This is a genomic window from Catellatospora tritici, assembly GCF_019083965.1.
Taxonomy (GTDB): domain Bacteria; phylum Actinomycetota; class Actinomycetes; order Mycobacteriales; family Micromonosporaceae; genus Catellatospora; species Catellatospora tritici.
Window position 1 is genome coordinate 88,888 of sequence record NZ_JAHRCY010000014.1, and the last position, 16,209, is coordinate 105,096.

The window sequence follows — 16,209 nt, forward strand, 5'->3', positions numbered from 1 at the left end:
CGCGGCGGCCGCCAGACTGGCCGGGTGATGAGACAGCGGGCTGCCGTACACGGGCTGGCGATGCTGCGCGGCCTGCAGCTGGCGGGTCTCGCCGCCGCCGGGCTGCTGGTGCTGATCGGACAGCTGGCCGCGTTCTTGCCCGGGTTCGGCCTGGGCATGATCTTCCTGCTGCCGGGCCCGATCCTGCTGGCGCGCCGCTTCACCGGGTACGCCCGCACGCGTCTGGACCGCTGGACCGGCGTGGCCGCCCCCGCCGACTACGTGCCCGAGCCGCCGCCCCCGCAGCGGCAGCCCGACGGCTACTACCGGCACGACCGGCAGCTCTACCGTGGACCCCGGCTGCCCCGGTTCATGCAGCGGCTGGAGTGGGTGCTCGGTGACATGGCCACCTTCCGTGACCTGCGCTGGCAGCTGCTGAACCCGCTCACCGGCGGACTGCTCGCGCTGCTTCCGGCGGCGCTGCTGATCGGCGGACCGGTGCTGCTGTGGCGTGGGCTGCCGAGTTGGGCAGCGGTGCCCGGCGTGGACCGCGGGGTCGCCGCGGGGGTGCTCGGCTGTCTCGCGCTGCTGCTCGGTCCGGTGCTCGCACCGGCCGCCGTGCGGGCCTCCGGGTACCTGAGCCGCGCGCTGCTCACTCGGGGTGGGCGGTGGCGGCAGACGCTGGGCAGCCGGGCCAAGGGCTGGTTCCAACGACAGGGCATGTCCGGGATGCGGGTGCTCTCGCTGCTCGGGTTGAGCCTGCTGGGGCTGCCGCTGCTGGTGCTGACCGTGCTCGGGCTGCTGTTCGGCTACGGGCTGGGACTCATCTTCCTGATCTCCCCCGCGCTGAGCTGTATGCGCTGGCTGGCCAACTGGCGCCGCCACCTCGCCGGGACCTGGTCGGACGTGCCGGTGCCGCGCCCCTATCTGCCCCGGCCGCCACTGGTCCGCCGTCCTGACGGCATGTACCAGGTGGGCAAACACCTGTACCAGACCGAGCAGATGGCCGCGTTCCACCAGCGGCTGCTGTGGTTGACGCGCGACCGGGCCACCTGGCGCGACATCCTCTGGCTGGAAACCGACCCGATCGTGGCCCTGCTGCTGCTGGTCCCGCCCACGTTCCTGGTGGTGTACGGCATCTGGGGGCTGGCCATGCCGCGGCTGTGGATGACGCTCCTGCCCATCCCCGACTACGGCAACGACTGGTACGGCAAGCTCGGCGGCTCCGCCGCCGCGGCCATCCCGGCGGGCCTGCTGCTGGCCTGGCTGGGCGGCCGCCTGTCCCCGCTGGTGCTGCGCCTGCACGGCCGCTGGACCGCGCTGCTGCTCGCCCCGACCAGGGGCGCCCAGCTCGCGCAGCGGGTGGCGACGCTCACCCGCAGCCGCGCCGACGCGGTCGACGCGCAGGCGGCCGAGCTGCGCCGGATCGAACGTGACCTGCACGACGGCGCCCAGGCCCGGCTGGTGGCGCTGGGCATGACGCTGGGCGCGGTCGAGCAGCTGGTCGACACCGACCCGGCCGCCGCCAAGGCGCTGCTGGCGCGGGGTCGGGAGTCGGCCCAGACCGCGTTGCGTGAGCTGCGCGAGCTGGTACGCGGGATCTATCCACCGGTGCTGGCCGAGCGCGGCCTGGCCGACGCCGTACGGGCGCTGGCGCTGGACACCCCGCTGCCCGTGACCGTCACCGCCGACCTGCCGCAGCGGCTGAGCGCGCCGCTGGAGTCGGCCGCATACTTCGCCGTGGCCGAAGCGCTGACCAACGCGGCCCGCCACGCCGGTGCGAACGCCGTCGCCGTCGAGCTGACCGCCGACGCGGTGCTGCGGATCACCGTCGCCGACGACGGAACCGGCGGCGCCGACCCCGCTCGCGGCAGCGGACTGCGCGGCATCGAGCGCCGCCTGGGTATGTTCGACGGCGTCCTCACCGTCGACAGCCCGCCCGGCGGCCCCACCCGGCTCACCATGGAGATCCCATGCGCGTCGTCCTCGCCGAGGACCTCTACCTCCTCCGAGAGGGCCTGATCCAGCTGCTGCAGGCGCACGGTGCCACCGTGGTCGCGGCCGTCGAGACCGGCCCCGAGCTGTTGACCGCGCTGACCACGCACCGGCCCGACGTGGCCGTCGTCGACGTCAGGCTGCCGCCCACGCACACCGACGAGGGGCTGCGTGCCGCGCTGGCCGCCCGGCGCGAGATCCCCGGGCTGCCGGTGCTGGTGCTGTCGCAGCACGTCGAGCAGCTGTACGCCCGGGAACTGCTGGCCGACGGCTCGGGTGGCATCGGCTACCTGCTCAAGGACCGGGTGCTCAACGCCGAGCAGTTCCTCGACGCGGTGCGCCGGGTGGCCGCCGGGGGCACCGCGATGGACCCGGACGTGATCGCGCGGCTGATGTCGGGCGGCCGGGCCAAGGCGCCGGTGGCGGCCCTGACGGCCCGCGAGCGCGACGTGCTCGGACTGATGGCCGAGGGGCGCTCCAACACCGCGATCGCCCGCGGCCTGTACGTCTCCGAGGGCGCGGTCGGCAAGCACATCGCGAGCATCTTCACCAAGCTCGACCTGGCCCAGTCCGACGACGACAACCGTCGCGTCCTGGCCGTCCTGGCCTACCTCGACGACAGCACCACCGGCCCCGCCGCCCACTGACCGTCCCCAAGATCGTCTAAGTTGCCCGGCAATCGTGGGTATGTAAACGCTCCCACCCCCCGATTGCCCGGCAATCGCGCCGATCTCGGGCGGGACGGACGGGACCGGGGCGGGGCGGGGCCGAGGGCGGGGCGGGGGCAGGGGCGGGGGAACGGCAGAGGCCGGTGCCACCGTGTGGTGGCACCGGCCTCGACGGGTGGAGGTGCCGGGAATCGAACCCGGGTCCATCGCCGCATTGCCAGGGCTTCTCCGAGCGCAGCTCACTATGTCTCTACTCGGCCCCACCGATCACATGAGCAAGACGGTGTGACGGGCCCAGTCGCGATTGATCTCGCCTCGGCAGCCCCGCGACGGGGCCAACTCGGCCAGCCCATTAGCTGATGCCGGTGACCAGGCCATGGGCACTCCTGGACCGACAGACTAGCTACTCGTCTTAGGCGACGAGTGCGTAGTCAGCGCGCTTAGCGTTGGCGCTTATACGTTTCCGACGACGATTTTCGAGACGACGTCGGCTTCCTCGGCTCGCTTCTCCTGCCTCAACGTACGATGTCGAAACCTGTCACCCCCGTAGTGGTGCGCACGGCGACGATCACCGTGTACCCCAAGCCTAACGCCCCCCGAGGGCGCTGTCATTCCGGTATCCCCGGGGTGTCAGCCCGCGGCGCAGGCGAACCCGTTGATCGTGCAGCCCTTGGCGGACTGCCCGACGGCCAGCAGCGCCGGGAACCGGATCGAGAAGGTGACGCTGGCGCCCGGGGCGAGGCTGCGGGCGGCCGCCACCGGCACGATCGTCACCTGTGCGCCCGCCTGCGTCGACTGGACCTTCGCGGTGGTCCGGTTCTCGACGGTGCGGTCGCTGGGCATGGTCAGCACCACGGTCCAGCCGTCGGCGGCCAGCGTGCCGGGGTTGCGCACGGTCACCTCGGTGTCGAAGCCACCCAGCCCCAGCAGCGCGATCGTCTTGTACCCGGCGGTCAGCTGCGCGTTCGGCCCGGTGGTGACGGTCACCTCGGGCACCGGGCTGCCGCTGGCCGGGAGCCCGGACGGCGACGGGGAGGTGCTGCCCACGGTGGTGCCGGGCGTCATGGTGACGGACGGGGTGGCGGTGGCGGCGGGCTGTGAGCCGGCGGGCTGCACGCCGACGCCCAGGCCGTACTGCTCCTCGCCGACCGCGACCGGCTCACCGCCGCCGCTGTTGCCGATCATCACGGCCACCGCGCTGCTGGCCAGCACCACCAGGACCGCGGCCCCGATCAGCGAGAGCAGCCGCATCCGCCGGTTGGGCGCGGGCGGCGCGACCGGTGCGGGAGCGACCGGGTCACGGCGGCGCGGGATCGCGGTGTGCAGGGTGGCGACGACGCCGCCGAGGTCGACCTCGCCGGAGGCGAGCCGGTCCAGCGCGGTGGGCAACCGCTCACCGAACAGCAGCTGGTACGTCCGGCGCAGCTCGCGGCGACGACGCGTCCCGTCCACCCCGAAGAAGCCGGTCTGCAGGACCGTCAGTCGGCAGCCACCGTCGGCGTCGGACAGCGTCCAGGTCATCTCGGTATGGGTGTGGTCGTCGCGCCAGTGCATCGCCAACCGCTCGGCCTCCACCGCCTCGACGACGTCGGTGTCGAAGGCCGACGCCAACCCGAGCAGCCCCGGTGGGGGGAACGCGCGATATGTGTGGCCTGGCACGGCGACCAGGTCGGTGGGCATGAACCACTCGCTGAGCAGGCGCGCGTCGGTGAGCGCCCGCCACACCCGAGACCGCGGGTGGGCCAGGTCCACATCGATGGTCAGCTCAGTCACGCTCCGACTATAGAAGCGTCACGATGATCACCGTAGCCCCCGATCGGCGGCTGTCAGGCGCCCGATGGTCATCCGCACGGCACCCCGTCCACGCTGCAAGAATCCGGGCGGCCCCGGTTCGCCGCGTGGCCCACCTGGAACGACAACGTGAACGTCGTCCCGCCCTCGATGCGCCGGTGCACCGGCTGCGGAGTGAAGACCACCCGTCGTCCGGACTGCTGGAACTGGACCCGGTCCCATGCGCTGGTCACCTCGGCGCCGTCCGGCAGTTCGAGCACGGCCGTCCAGCCGTCCACCGCGGTCGAACCCGCCTCGATGGTGACCGCGCCGATGTAACCGTCGCCCCAGTCCTCGGTGGTCCGGTAGGTGGCCGTCAGTGTCGGTGGCGCCGTGGCGCTGCTGGGCGCGGCGCTCGGAGACGGTGACGCGGCGACACTCGGGGACGGGGTCGGCGCGGTCGACGGCGCGGGTGAGCCCGTACCGTCGGAGCCGCTGGTGGACGGACCGGCCTGCACGCCCGTGTCGGGGCCACGGCCGGGGCCGGTCGCCACCGCGGGACCGCCGGGCGGGCGCAGGATCAGCGTGGCCAGGGCGGTGACTGCGAGGATGGTCAGCACCATCGCCGCGACCACCGACAGCAGCCGCAGCCGCCGGTCCACGGGCATACTCAGCGCCTGCCGGACGAGACCGCCGCGCGGCGGGACGGGCGGCTCGCCCCGATCGAAATCGCCCGGATCGAAATCGTCCGGGGCGAACTTGCCCGGAGCGAACTTGCCCGGATTGAACTCGTCCGGGGCGAACTCGTCCAGAGCGAACTTGCCCGGATTGAACTCGTCCAGAGCGAACTCGTCCGGGGCGAGGGGCGCCGGTTCGGTGAGTGGCGTCGCGGCTGGCGGGGCGTCCTCGGTGGGTTCGTCGAAGGCCACCGTCATCACGGCGGGCGGGCGGCGCGGCATGTCGGCGGCATCGTAGATGTCGACGCTGCGGCGACGCCGGACCGGACCGGCCGCTTCGTCCGCGCTCAGCCGTTCCAGCAGCTCGGGCAGGCGCTGCTCGAACAGCAGCTGATACGCCCGATGCAGCTCGGCTCGGCGAAGTTGGCCACCCAGGCCGAGGAAGCCGCCCTGGCTGATCCGCAGGCGGCAGCCGGTGAGGCTGGTGGACAGCTCCCAGACCACGTCGGAGTGGGTCTGCTCCCCGCGCCAGCGCAGCACCAGCCGGTGTGGCGGCACGGCGTCGACCACGTCAACCTCGAACGGGGCGGTGAAGCCGGGCAGGTCGGGCGCGGGATAGGCGTGGTAGGTGGCGCCGGGCACCGGGGCCAGGTCGGTCTGCAGGAACCATTCGCTGAGCAGGCGGCGCTCGGTCAGCGCCTGCCACACCAGCTCCACCGGGTACGCGAGTTCGACGTCGAGCCGCAGCACGGTCACGGCGGGAATCGTAAGACGCCCGAGGGGTAATCGGTTACCACTTCAGGTGTTGTTAAGGAGCGCCTTCAGCTCCCGGTGCAGCTGCCGCCCTCCACCGTGCACGAGAGCAGCGTGAAGTCGTCGCCGGTGCCGGCGCGCAGCCCGGTCATGCCGAACTTGACGGAGGTGCCCGGGGCGAGCTTGCCGTACAGCGGGGCGAACACCCATACGTTGTCCGGTGCCGTGGTCGCCACGGTCGACCAGACCGCCCAGTTCTGGTTGTCGGTGCCGGCCGGGAACTGGACACGCACCCGCCAGTCGGCCGAAGCGCTGCCGTTGTTCCTGACCGTGACCTCGAGCGTGAACCCTCGCCACCACGGGTCCAGCGAGTAGGTCGCCGCCAGCGCCGTGGTCGTGCCGCCGCCACCGGGATTGCCCGCGCCGGGTGCCTCCACCCCCGCCGCACTCGACGGCGACAGGCTGACCAGCGGTGCACCCGAGGCGGTGGCGCCGACCGACGGGCTGGCCGCGGTGGTAGGCGAGGTGGGAGCGGACGGAGCGCCGGACGGCTGCGCCTTGAGGGTCGGCAGCGGGCTGGGCGTGACCACCCCGAACCCGTCGACGAAGCCGGCGCCGCCCGGCGCGGACGGCCCGGTCATCGGGAACTCGAGCGACGGGTCGGCGGACGGCTTGACCAGCGCCCAGGCGGCCGCACCCGAGACCAGCAACGCGGCGGTGGCCAGGGCGATGATGACCGGCTGGCGGCCGGACCGGGAACGGGTGCCGCGGTGCTCGCTGCGGGCCAGCTCCTCGACGGTCGGCGGCAGCAGCGTGGTGTCGTCGTCCTCGCGAAGCCGATGCTTGCTCACGTCCGGCGACGCTACCGCCCCGCCGCCACCGCCACGATCAGCTATCCGACCCAATCCAGTCGGTCACCACGTCACCCGCGGGTAACCGGGCAGTAATCAGCTGCGGCCCTTGATCCGACGGCCGAGTTCCCGGCTGATCTCACGGTTGGCATCGCGCTTGGCGATGTCCTGGCGCTTGTCGTATTCCTTCTTGCCCTTCGCCAGCCCCAGCTCGACCTTGGCCCAACCGTCCTTGAAGTACATGGACAGGGGCACCAGGGTGAGGCCGCCCTCGCGCGTCTTGGTGATCAGACGCACGATCTCCTTGTGGTTGAGCAGCAGCTTGCGGGTGCGCCGGGGGGCGTGGTTGGTCCAGGTGCCCATCGCGTACTCAGGGATGTGCAGCTGGTGCAGGTACAGCTCGCCGTCGCGCTCCTGGCCGAACGCGTCGACCAGCGAGGCGCGGCCCAGCCGCAGCGACTTCACCTCGGTGCCCATCAGCGCGATGCCCGCCTCGACGGTCTCGAGGATGGTGTAGTCGTGGTACGCCTTGCGGTTGGACGCGATGACCTTGCGTCCCTGCTCCCGCGGCATAACCGCCTCCTCTCACCGGTTCGGGCAACCCGACAACAATACCGATCACCGTCACCGACCCGCGATCGAGATATCCCCGACCGCACCCACCGACCGCTTCCGTCCGCCAGTGGTTGCCGTAAAGGAGCGTGGCATCGCGAAGCGATGTGGCCACGCGCGGCTGCCACTGGCTTCCGGGGACGGAAGCCGCGCCCGCGGAGGCGGGCGCCATCAGCACAGACAGCCGGGCAGCCAGTTCAGCGGCTGGATGGGGTCGCCGTCGCGGCGTACCTCGAAGTGCAGGTGGTTGCCGGTGGAGGCGCCGGTGGTGCCGACGCGGCCGATGAGCTGACCGCCGCGCACCTTCTGCCCGACCGACACCAGGATCTTGGACTGGTGCCCGTAGCAGGTCGAGATGACGTGGCCGTCGGTGCGGCCGTGGGTGATGCAGGTGTAGTTGCCGTAGCCGCCGTTCCAACCAGCCGTCGACACGGTGCCACCGCCCGCGGCGTAGATCGGCTGACCGCCGTCGGCCGCGATGTCGACCCCGGCGTGCAGCTGCCAGGTGTGGTAGTACGGGTCGAAGCGCATGCCATAGTCGCTGGACTTCCAGCCCCGGGTGGGCATGAGCAGCTTGGCGCCCGCGCGCAGCACCGGCACGAACTGGCCGTACTGCTCCTGCCAGGCCCGCAGCTGCGCGGCGATCTCCTCGCTCTGCTGCTTGACCTCCTCGTAGCGGCGTTGCACGTCCGCCTTCTGCGCCTCCGCCGCCGCGACCGCCTTCTCCCGGCGCTCGGACAGGTCCCGGAGATCGCGCTCGGCCTGCTCGGCCTCGGCGCGGGCCTCCTGCGCCTCCTTCAGCGTCGTCTGCGCGACCCGGTTGGCCTCCTCGGCGGTGCGGCGGCGCAGCTCGGCCTCGTTGGTCACCTGCTTGGCGTCTCGGCGGGCCAGCATGTAGCCGTCGATGGCCTCCTTGCGCATCTGGCCGAGCTGGCGGATCAGGTCGCCCCGGATCAGGAACTCCTGCGGCCGGGTGGCGGCCAGCAGCAGGTTGAACTCGGCCACATTGGCACCGTGCATGGTGGCGACGGCGAAGCGGGCCATCCGGTCGCGGCCGGCCTGCACCTGCTGCACGGACTGCTGGTACTGCTGGTCGGTGGCCTGCCAGGCGGCAGTGGCCGCGTCGGCCTTACGCCGCGCGGTGGCGGCCTTCGTCTCGGCGACGACCACCGCCGTCTTCGCCTTCACGATGCGCTCCTGGGCGGCGGGCAGCGCCGCGTTGGTCTCCGCGAGCTGCCGGGCCGCGGTGCGCGCCTGCTCGGACACCGACTCCAGCAGCGCGCCAGTCTTGGCCAGCTCCTTGTCGATGCGCTTCATGTCGCCGCTCGGGTCGTCGGGCGCGGCGACCGCGGGCAGCCCGGTCAGCACCACTGCCACGGTGCACAGCAGCACCGGTATGAGTCGACGCCAGCCCACGGAACCTCCTGCGTCTCGCCTGGAAACACCCTACTTCGCATATAAAGGGTGAATCGTCATAAAAACGCATACCGAGCAGGGCGAGTGACAAAAAAACCGGCCCGCCGCGGGAGCTGACTCCCGTCGGCGGGCCGGTTTCCGGTGCGGTCCGCGAACTAGACGCGGATGTAGAAGCGCAGGGTGACCCAGGCGGTGACGGCGCTGACGACCGACCCGATACCGGCCAGGATCGGCAGCATCAGGTTGACGTTGCCCCAGCTCACCGGCAGCAGCAGGTCGGTGAGCGCGGCCAGCTTGTGGTCGATCAGCACGATCTTGCCGATCACCAGCATGCCGTACGCCAGCAGCGAGCCGAGCACCGCCGCGAAGACGGCCTCCAGCACGAACGGCGCCTGGATGAACCAGTTCGACGCGCCGACCAGCTTCATCACGGCGACCTCGCGGCGCTTGCTGTACGCGGCGACCTGGATGGTGTTGGCGACCAGCAGCAGCGCGGCGATGCCCATGGCGCCCGCGACGACCAGCGACATGGTCTGGATCGAGCCCAGGATGTCGAAGATCTTCTGCAGCAGCTTCTGCTGGTCCACCACGTTGTCGACGCCGTCGAGGCCGGCGTACTTCGTGTTGATCTGCTCGAACTGCTGCGGGTCCTTCAGGCTGACCCGGAAGGAGGCGGGCAGCTCGGTCGGGCCGATCGCGGCGACCAGGTCGGGGGTGTCGTGGAACTGCTCCTTGAAGTTCTCGTACGCCATCGCCTGGTCTTCGTAGATGACGCCGCCGGGCTTCACCAGTGGGTCACTGTCGAGCTGGGCCTTGATCGCCGCGATCTTGTCCTCGGCGACGCCCTTGTCGAGGTAAATGGACACCTCGACCTGCTCGTAGTAGTGCCCCTTCATCTCGTCGACCTGCAGGTACATCAGCAGGCTGGCGCCGAGCATGGTCAGCGACACGATCATTGTGATGATCATGGCGACCGTCATCGTGACGTTGCGCCACAGGCCGACCAGCACCTCGGCCAGCACATACTTCGCACGCATCGGGGGGATTCCTCCGGTAAATACGGTCAGATCGTCAGGACAGGCAGCGGGCGGGCCGGGAGACGGCCCGCGGCCGATCAGCCGTAGACGCCTCGAGCCTGGTCACGAACGATCCGGCCGCCCTCGATCTCGATGACGCGGCGGCGCATCTGGTTCACGATGTTGGAGTCATGGGTGACCATGACGACGGTCGTGCCGGTCCGGTTGATCCGGTCGAGCAACCGCATGATCTCGATGGAGGTGTCCGGGTCGAGGTTACCGGTGGGCTCGTCGGCGAGCAGGATCAGCGGACGGTTCACGAACGCCCGCGCGACCGCGACACGCTGCTGCTCACCACCGGAGAGCTCGTGCGGGTAGCGGTGCTCCTTGCCGCCCAGGCCGACCAGTTCCAGCACCTCGGGCACCACCCGGCGCGCGACCGCCTTGGACTTGCCGATGACCTCGAGGGCGAACGCCACGTTCTCGTACGCCGTCTTGTTCGGCAGCAGGCGGAAGTCCTGGAACACACAGCCGATGGAACGCCGGAAGCTGGGGATCTTCCAGGAGCGCATTGAGCTGATCTCTTTGCCGTTCACGAAGACCTTGCCCTTGTTGGGCTTGATCTCGTGCAGCATCAGCTTGACGATGCTTGATTTGCCGGAGCCGGACGGACCGATGAAGAAGACGAAGTCTCCCTTCTCGATCGAGACCGACACGTCGTCCAGTGAGGGCCGGGACGCCTTCGGGTAGGTCTTGGTCACGTGCTCAAGTCGAATCACGGGCGAGAGTCTACGCGGTGTTGCGGCTTCGCCAAGTCCGGCGTGGCTCGCTTGACGGTATTGCCGTGAATGTTCCTGGAAAATTCCGTGATCGACTCGTGATCAACGCTTACGGTGAGTAGTCAATCGGTCCGTCCAGACGATGGTGCGCACTCATGCGGGGTGATCCCCCCGACGCGCCGACCCGCCCTAGCATCGACGCTGGCCTATCCAGAGGACGGAGAACCGAAATCCGTCTTCTAGATAGGCCAGCGTCGATTTAAAACCGGTGCCGCCGAGCTGATCAGGCCGTCTCGAGCTGGCGCTGCTTGCGCCAGCGGATGCCCGCCTCCACGAAGCTGTCGATCTCGCCGTCGAAGACGGCGGTCGGGTTGCCCGTCTCGAACTCGGTCCGCAGGTCCTTGACCATCTGGTACGGGTGCAGCACGTACGACCGCATCTGGTCGCCCCACGACCCGGCCGCGTCGGTCTTCAGCCCGTCCATCTTGGCCTTCTCCTCCTGGCGCTTGCGCTCCAGCAGCCGCGCCTGGAGCACCCGCAGCGCGGAGGCCTTGTTCTGCAGCTGGGACTTCTCGTTCTGGCAGGACACCACGATGCCGGTCGGCAGGTGGGTGATCCGCACCGCCGAGTCGGTCGTGTTGACGCTCTGCCCGCCGGGGCCGCTGGAGCGGAAGACGTCCACCCGCATCTCGCCCTCGGGGATGTCGATGTGGTCGGTCTGCTCCACCACCGGCAGCACCTCGACCCCGGCGAAGCTGGTCTGGCGGCGTCCCTGGTTGTCGAACGGGCTGATGCGGACCAGGCGGTGCGTGCCCGACTCGACGCTGAGCGTGCCGTAGGCGTATGGCACCTTGACCGCGAAGGTCGCCGACTTCAGGCCAGCCTCCTCGGCGTACGAGGTGTCGTAGACCTCGGTCGGGTAGCCGTGCCGCTCGGCCCAGCGCAGGTACATGCGCAGCAGCATCTCGGCGAAGTCGGCCGCGTCCACGCCGCCGGCCCCGGCCCGGATTGCGACCAGCGCCTCCCGGGAGTCGTACTCGCCGGAGAGCAGGGTGCGCACCTCCAGCTCCTCGATCGCCTTGGCCAGCGAGGTCAGCTCGGTGCCCACCTCGGCCAGCGAGCCCGCGTCGCCCTCGGCCTGCGCCAGCTCCAGCAGCACCTCGGCGTCGTCCAGGCGGCCGCGCAGCCGCTCGAGCCGCCCGATCTCGCCGTTGACGTACGACAGCCGCGACGTGACATCCTGCGCCTTGGCCTGGTCGTCCCAGAGGTCGGGCGCCGAAGCCTCCTGCTCGAGCTGCTCCTTGTCGCGGCGCAGCCGGTTGATGTCGAGCACGGACTCGATGTTGCGCATGGTCGCGTCGAGGGACTTGAGCTGATCGGCGTAGTCGGCAGTCACAGGACAAGACTAGTAGGGACCGCTACCGATAACCGCCCGAGGCCCGCCGCCTGGGACCGCGCTTGACAACGCGGCAGGCAACCAAGATAGTAAAGTTGGTTGCCAATTGTGAACGTTCTTCAACCGATCAGTGCACCCAATGATCAGTAGACCCAACGATCAGTGAACCCAGGGGGCGGGCTGTGTCACGGCTGGCTGGATCGTCGAAGCTGCTACGCGCCATGAACGAGAGTGCCACGCTGGCGCTGCTGCTCGATCGGGGCACCCTCACCCGGGGCGAATTACGGGAACTGACCGGTCTGTCCAAGCCGACCACCTCCGACGTGCTGCGCACCCTCACCGAGGCCGGGCTGGCCGTGGTCGTCGGGCACACCAGCGGCGGCCCCGGCCCCAACGCCGAGGTCTACGCGATCAACCCGGGCGCCGCGGTGGTCGCGGCCATCTCGGTGCGCGACACCACCGAGACCGCGCACGCGCCGTACGACGCGGCGCTGTGCGACCTCACCGGGGCGGTGCTGGCCCAGGCCGAGTTCACCCAGGAGCGGCTCGCCGCGGCCGCCGACGACCCGGTCGACACCGTCCGGCTGATCCTGGCCGACCTGTGCGCCACCGCCGGGCTGACCCCGGACCGGCTCACCCACCTGCAGCTGGGCGTGCCGGGGTCGTACCACCCGGGCACCGACACGATCCGGCACATCGACCTCACCGGCTGGCAGCGGCCGGGCCTGGTCGGCGACCTCGCCACCAGGCTCGACCTGACGGTGGCCGCCGAGAACGACGTGAACCTGGCCGCCATCGCCGAGCGCCACCGCGGCGCGGGCAAGGGCACCGACAGCTTCGTGCTGCTGTGGTTCGGCGCGGGCCTGGGCTGCGCCATCGACCTCGGGCCGTCGCTGCTGCGCGGCGCCACCGGCGGCGCGGGCGAGATCGGCTACGTCCCGGTCGGCCTGGGCGGCCAGCCCCGCGACATGCAGGAGCTGGTCGGCGGCCCGGCGGTGCTGGCACTGGCGGCGACGTACGGCATCACGGGAGCCACGGCCGAGGACGCGGTCGCCGCCGCGGTGGCCGACTCCGGCGCCGACGCGGCGGGTTTCCTGACGGCGCTGGCCGACCGGATCGCGGTTGCGCTGGCGGCGGTGGCCGCGCTGCTTGACCCGCCACTGGTGGTGCTCGCCGGGGAGGTGGCCCAGGCCGGTGGCGACACGCTGCGCGACCTGGTCGTCGAGGCGTTCCACCGCGACACCCCGCTGCGCACCCCGGTGGCGGTGACCGCGCTGCCCGACGACGCGGTGCTGCTGGGCGCCACGGACGCCGGGCTGCGCGCCGTGCGCGAAGCCCTCATCGACTCGCTGCGCTACGCGCTGACCCCGGCCTGACCCCCGCAACCTGGAGTAGCCACATGAAGATCGCAGTCGTGGGTGGAGGCTCCACCTACACCCCCGAGCTGGTCGACGGGTTCGCCCGGCTCGCCGGCAGCCTCGCCGTCACCGAGCTGGCGCTGGTCGACCCGGCCGCCGACCGGCTCGACGTGATCGGGCCGTACGCGCGGCGGCTGCTGGCCCACCACGGCCACCCCGGCGCGCTGACCTGGACCGCCGATCTGGACGCGGGGCTGAGCGGCGCCGACGTGGTGGTGCTCCAGCTGCGGGTCGGTGGGCAGGCCGCCCGGATCAGCGACGAGACGTTCCCGCTGGACTGCGGGTGCGTCGGGCAGGAGACCACCGGCGCGGGCGGCCTGGCCAAGGCGCTGCGTACGGTGCCGGTCGTGCTCGACATCGCCGAGCGCGCCGCCCGGCTGGCCAACCCGGGCGCGTGGATCGTGGACTTCACCAACCCGGTCGGCATCGTCACCCGGGCGCTGCTGGACGCGGGGCACCGGGCGATCGGCCTGTGCAACGTGGCGATCGGCTTCCAGCGGCGCTTCGCCGCGCTGCTCGGCGTCGACCCGGCGCAGGTCACCCTGGACCATGTCGGCCTCAACCACCTGACCTGGGAGCGCGCCGCGTACGTCGACGGCGTCGACCGGCTGCCCGAGCTGCTGCGCGACCACCTGCCCGCGCTGGCCGACCAGGTGCAGCTGCCCGCCGACCTGCTGACCCGGTTGGGCAGTGTCCCGTCGTACTACCTGCGCTACTTCTACGCCCACGACCTGGTCGTGCGCGAGGAGCGCGGCGCCCCGACCCGGGGCGAGAAGGTGGCCGGCATGGAGTCCCAGCTGCTGGCCATGTACGCCGACCCGACCCTTTCCACCAAGCCCGACCTGCTGTCGCAGCGCGGCGGCGCGTTCTACTCCGAGGCCGCGGTGGGCCTGATCACCTCGCTGGTCACCGGCGACGGCGGCGTGCACGCGGTCAACCTGCGCAACGACGGCCACCTGCCGTTCCTGCCCGACGCGGCGGTGATCGAGGTGAGCGCCCGGGTCGACCACGACGGTGCGGTGCCGCTGGCCGCCCCGCCGGTGCCGCCGCTGATGTCGGGCCTGATCTCCGGCGTGGCCGCGTACGAGGAGCTGGCCGTGCGGGCGGCGGTGCACGGCGGTCGGGACCGCGTCTACGACGCGCTGCTGGCCCACCCGCTGGTCGGGCAGTACGAGCAGGCCGAGGCCCTGACCGACAAGCTGCTGGCCGCCAACTCCGCGCACCTGGCGTGGGCCCGATGAACTCCACCGAACTGTTCCTGGCCGTCGACGGCGGCAACTCCAAGACCGACGTCGTGCTGGCCGACACCGACGGTCGCGTGCACGGCTTCGTGCGCGGCCCCGGTTCGTCGCCGCAGACCCTCGGCGTCGACGCGGCCGTGAAGCTGGTCGACGGGCTGGTGGCGGCGGCACTGCGGGCGGCGGAGATGCCGCCGACGGTGCCGGTGGCCCGCGCCGAGGTGTACCTGTCCGGCGTCGATCTGCCGATCGAGGTCGACGTCGCCGCGGCGGCGATCGCGGCGACCGGCTGGGCGCAGTCGTACCGGGTGGACAACGACACGTTCGCGCTGATGCGCGCGGGCACCGACAGCCCTGACGCGGTCGCGGTGGTGTGCGGGGCCGGGATCAACTGCGTCGGGCGTGCCGCCGACGGGCGTACGGCGCGCTTCCCCGCGCTCGGCATGATCTCCGGCGACTGGGGCGGCGGCCAGCACCTGGCGTCGCTGGCGATGTGGCACGCCGCGCGCGGCGAGGACGGCCGGGGCCCGGCCACCGCGCTGGTCGAGGCGGTGGCGGCGCACTTCGGCCGAGAGACGGTCCATGCGGTGATCGCCGGGGTGCACCTGGGCGAGCTGCCGTCGGCGCGGCTGGACAGCCTGAGCGAGGTGCTGTTCACGGTGGCCGCCGCCGGTGACGCGGTGGCTCGGCGGGTGGTGGCCCGGCAGGCGTCGGAGATCACGGCCCTGGCGACCGTGGCCGCGGACCGGCTCGGCCTGCGCGACCTGCCATACGAGGTGGTCCTCGGCGGCGGGGTGCTGCGGGCCGGTCACGCGCTGCTCAACGACGCGGTCTACGAAGGGGTGAAGGCCCACTCGTCGGCTGTTCGGCTAGCCGTGGTGGCTGCGCCGCCGGTGGTGGGAGCGGGCCTCTTCGCCCTGGATGCGCTGGGTGCGACGTCTGCTGCCGCGGCCGGGCTGCGCGCGGCGCTGGCGACGGCGCGACCTCAGCTCACTTAGCGATCGCGCTCTTCAGCCAGTTCAGTGCCGCCTTGTGGTAGGCGACGGCGAACTCCAGCCCAGCCGCGGTGAACTCGTCGCCTTCCTTCTTCGCCTCCTTGGCCTGCTCGCGGGCTTCCGCCAGGGCCTCGGTGTGGTGGGTGTTCGCGCTGTTGAGCAACGAGTCGAACTGGTTGGTCGCATGCGTGGATCCGAACGCGACACGCAGCGCGTATGGGTTGCGCACCAGCTCGCGGCCGGGCTCCTCGTTCAGCCAGCGGGCGAAGGCCCGCTTGCCCGACGCGGTGATCGCATAGGGCTGGCTGGCCCTGGGGCCGGGCTTGCCGAGCTTGACATAGCCGAGCTCGGCGAGGACCGGCAGCTCGCGGTAGACCTGAGACCGCGTCATGGACCAGTACGGGCTGAGTCTGCGCTCGGCCGCGGCCATGAGTTGGCCACCGGTCATCGGGCCATCGTGCAGCAGACCGAGCACGGCCGCCGCAGTAGCGTTGATTCCTACCTCTGCCATGTCTCAACGCTGCCACTTCCGCAGCCTTCTGTCCAGGATATCGCTCATACACAGTGGACTGTTCGCGCCGGACAGTCCAGCTTCGACTGTCTGATCAGACAGTAATATGTCCGTTTCCTGCCTCGGACTGCCTGC

General features: G+C 71.2%; 14 protein-coding genes and 1 other RNA gene. 5 read left to right on the forward strand and 10 right to left on the reverse strand.

Translation table 11 applies throughout. The features are described 5' to 3' along the window. Positions 1-27 precede the first annotated feature (27 nt). Complete coding sequence (locus KUA19_RS28185; protein WP_217394887.1) at positions 28-2,001, forward strand: sensor histidine kinase; 1,974 nt, start codon at positions 28-30, stop codon at positions 1,999-2,001. Continuing rightward, complete coding sequence (locus tag KUA19_RS28190) at positions 1,953-2,621, forward strand: response regulator transcription factor (protein WP_217394888.1); 669 nt, start codon at positions 1,953-1,955, stop codon at positions 2,619-2,621. The genes KUA19_RS28185 and KUA19_RS28190 overlap by 49 nt, the downstream gene beginning before the upstream one ends. A 194-nt stretch (positions 2,622-2,815) precedes the next feature. Here the strand turns inward: KUA19_RS28190 and ssrA are convergent. The 9 genes from ssrA to prfB form a co-directional block, all read right to left on the reverse strand. After that, positions 2,816-3,188: a transfer-messenger RNA gene (ssrA, locus tag KUA19_RS28195) on the reverse strand. 84 nt (positions 3,189-3,272) lie between these two features. Next, positions 3,273-4,415 (reverse strand): SRPBCC domain-containing protein, encoded by a 1,143-nt coding sequence (locus KUA19_RS28200; RefSeq protein ID WP_217394889.1) that lies wholly within the window; start codon positions 4,413-4,415, stop codon positions 3,273-3,275. Positions 4,416-4,483: 68 nt separating this feature from the next. Further along, positions 4,484-5,845, reverse strand: coding sequence for a cellulose binding domain-containing protein (locus KUA19_RS28205; RefSeq protein WP_217394890.1), 1,362 nt, complete (start codon positions 5,843-5,845; stop codon positions 4,484-4,486). A gap of 65 nt (positions 5,846-5,910) precedes the next feature. Further along, complete coding sequence (locus KUA19_RS28210; protein WP_217394891.1) at positions 5,911-6,693, reverse strand: cellulose binding domain-containing protein; 783 nt, start codon at positions 6,691-6,693, stop codon at positions 5,911-5,913. 96 nt (positions 6,694-6,789) lie between these two features. Further along, positions 6,790-7,266, reverse strand: a complete 477-nt coding sequence (smpB, locus tag KUA19_RS28215; RefSeq protein ID WP_217394892.1) for an SsrA-binding protein SmpB — start codon at positions 7,264-7,266, stop codon at positions 6,790-6,792. 210 nt (positions 7,267-7,476) lie between these two features. Then, positions 7,477-8,721, reverse strand: a complete 1,245-nt coding sequence (locus KUA19_RS44085) for a peptidoglycan DD-metalloendopeptidase family protein (RefSeq protein ID WP_308167335.1) — start codon at positions 8,719-8,721, stop codon at positions 7,477-7,479. A gap of 155 nt (positions 8,722-8,876) precedes the next feature. After that, positions 8,877-9,758, reverse strand: coding sequence for a permease-like cell division protein FtsX (gene ftsX / locus KUA19_RS28225; RefSeq protein ID WP_217394893.1), 882 nt, complete (start codon positions 9,756-9,758; stop codon positions 8,877-8,879). Between the two features lie 77 nt (positions 9,759-9,835). After that, entirely contained in the window at positions 9,836-10,516 is a 681-nt protein-coding gene (gene ftsE, locus KUA19_RS28230; protein WP_203689272.1) for a cell division ATP-binding protein FtsE, read from the reverse strand. A gap of 283 nt (positions 10,517-10,799) precedes the next feature. Continuing rightward, positions 10,800-11,912: a peptide chain release factor 2 gene (gene prfB / locus KUA19_RS28235; protein ID WP_308167336.1), complete on the reverse strand. Its 1,113-nt coding sequence runs from the start codon at positions 11,910-11,912 to the stop codon at positions 10,800-10,802. A gap of 221 nt (positions 11,913-12,133) precedes the next feature. On the opposite strand from prfB, the gene KUA19_RS28240 reads away from it, so the two are divergent. Genes KUA19_RS28240 through KUA19_RS28250 form a run of 3 tightly spaced genes read left to right on the forward strand, consistent with a single transcriptional unit; the run spans position 12,134 to position 15,566 of the window. Then, complete coding sequence (locus KUA19_RS28240) at positions 12,134-13,288, forward strand: ROK family transcriptional regulator (RefSeq protein WP_254548667.1); 1,155 nt, start codon at positions 12,134-12,136, stop codon at positions 13,286-13,288. 23 nt (positions 13,289-13,311) lie between these two features. Further along, on the forward strand, positions 13,312-14,571 hold the full coding sequence (locus KUA19_RS28245; protein ID WP_217394895.1) for a 6-phospho-beta-glucosidase: 1,260 nt from the start codon (positions 13,312-13,314) through the stop codon (positions 14,569-14,571). Further along, positions 14,568-15,566 carry an N-acetylglucosamine kinase gene (locus KUA19_RS28250; protein WP_217394896.1) on the forward strand — a complete coding sequence of 333 codons (999 nt, stop codon included), beginning with the start codon at positions 14,568-14,570 and terminating at the stop codon, positions 15,564-15,566. The genes KUA19_RS28245 and KUA19_RS28250 overlap by 4 nt, the downstream gene beginning before the upstream one ends. Here KUA19_RS28250 and KUA19_RS28255 read toward each other — a convergent pair. Beyond that, on the reverse strand, positions 15,559-16,074 hold the full coding sequence (locus KUA19_RS28255; RefSeq protein ID WP_217394897.1) for a PadR family transcriptional regulator: 516 nt from the start codon (positions 16,072-16,074) through the stop codon (positions 15,559-15,561). The genes KUA19_RS28250 and KUA19_RS28255 overlap by 8 nt on opposite strands. Positions 16,075-16,209: the final 135 nt, after the last annotated feature.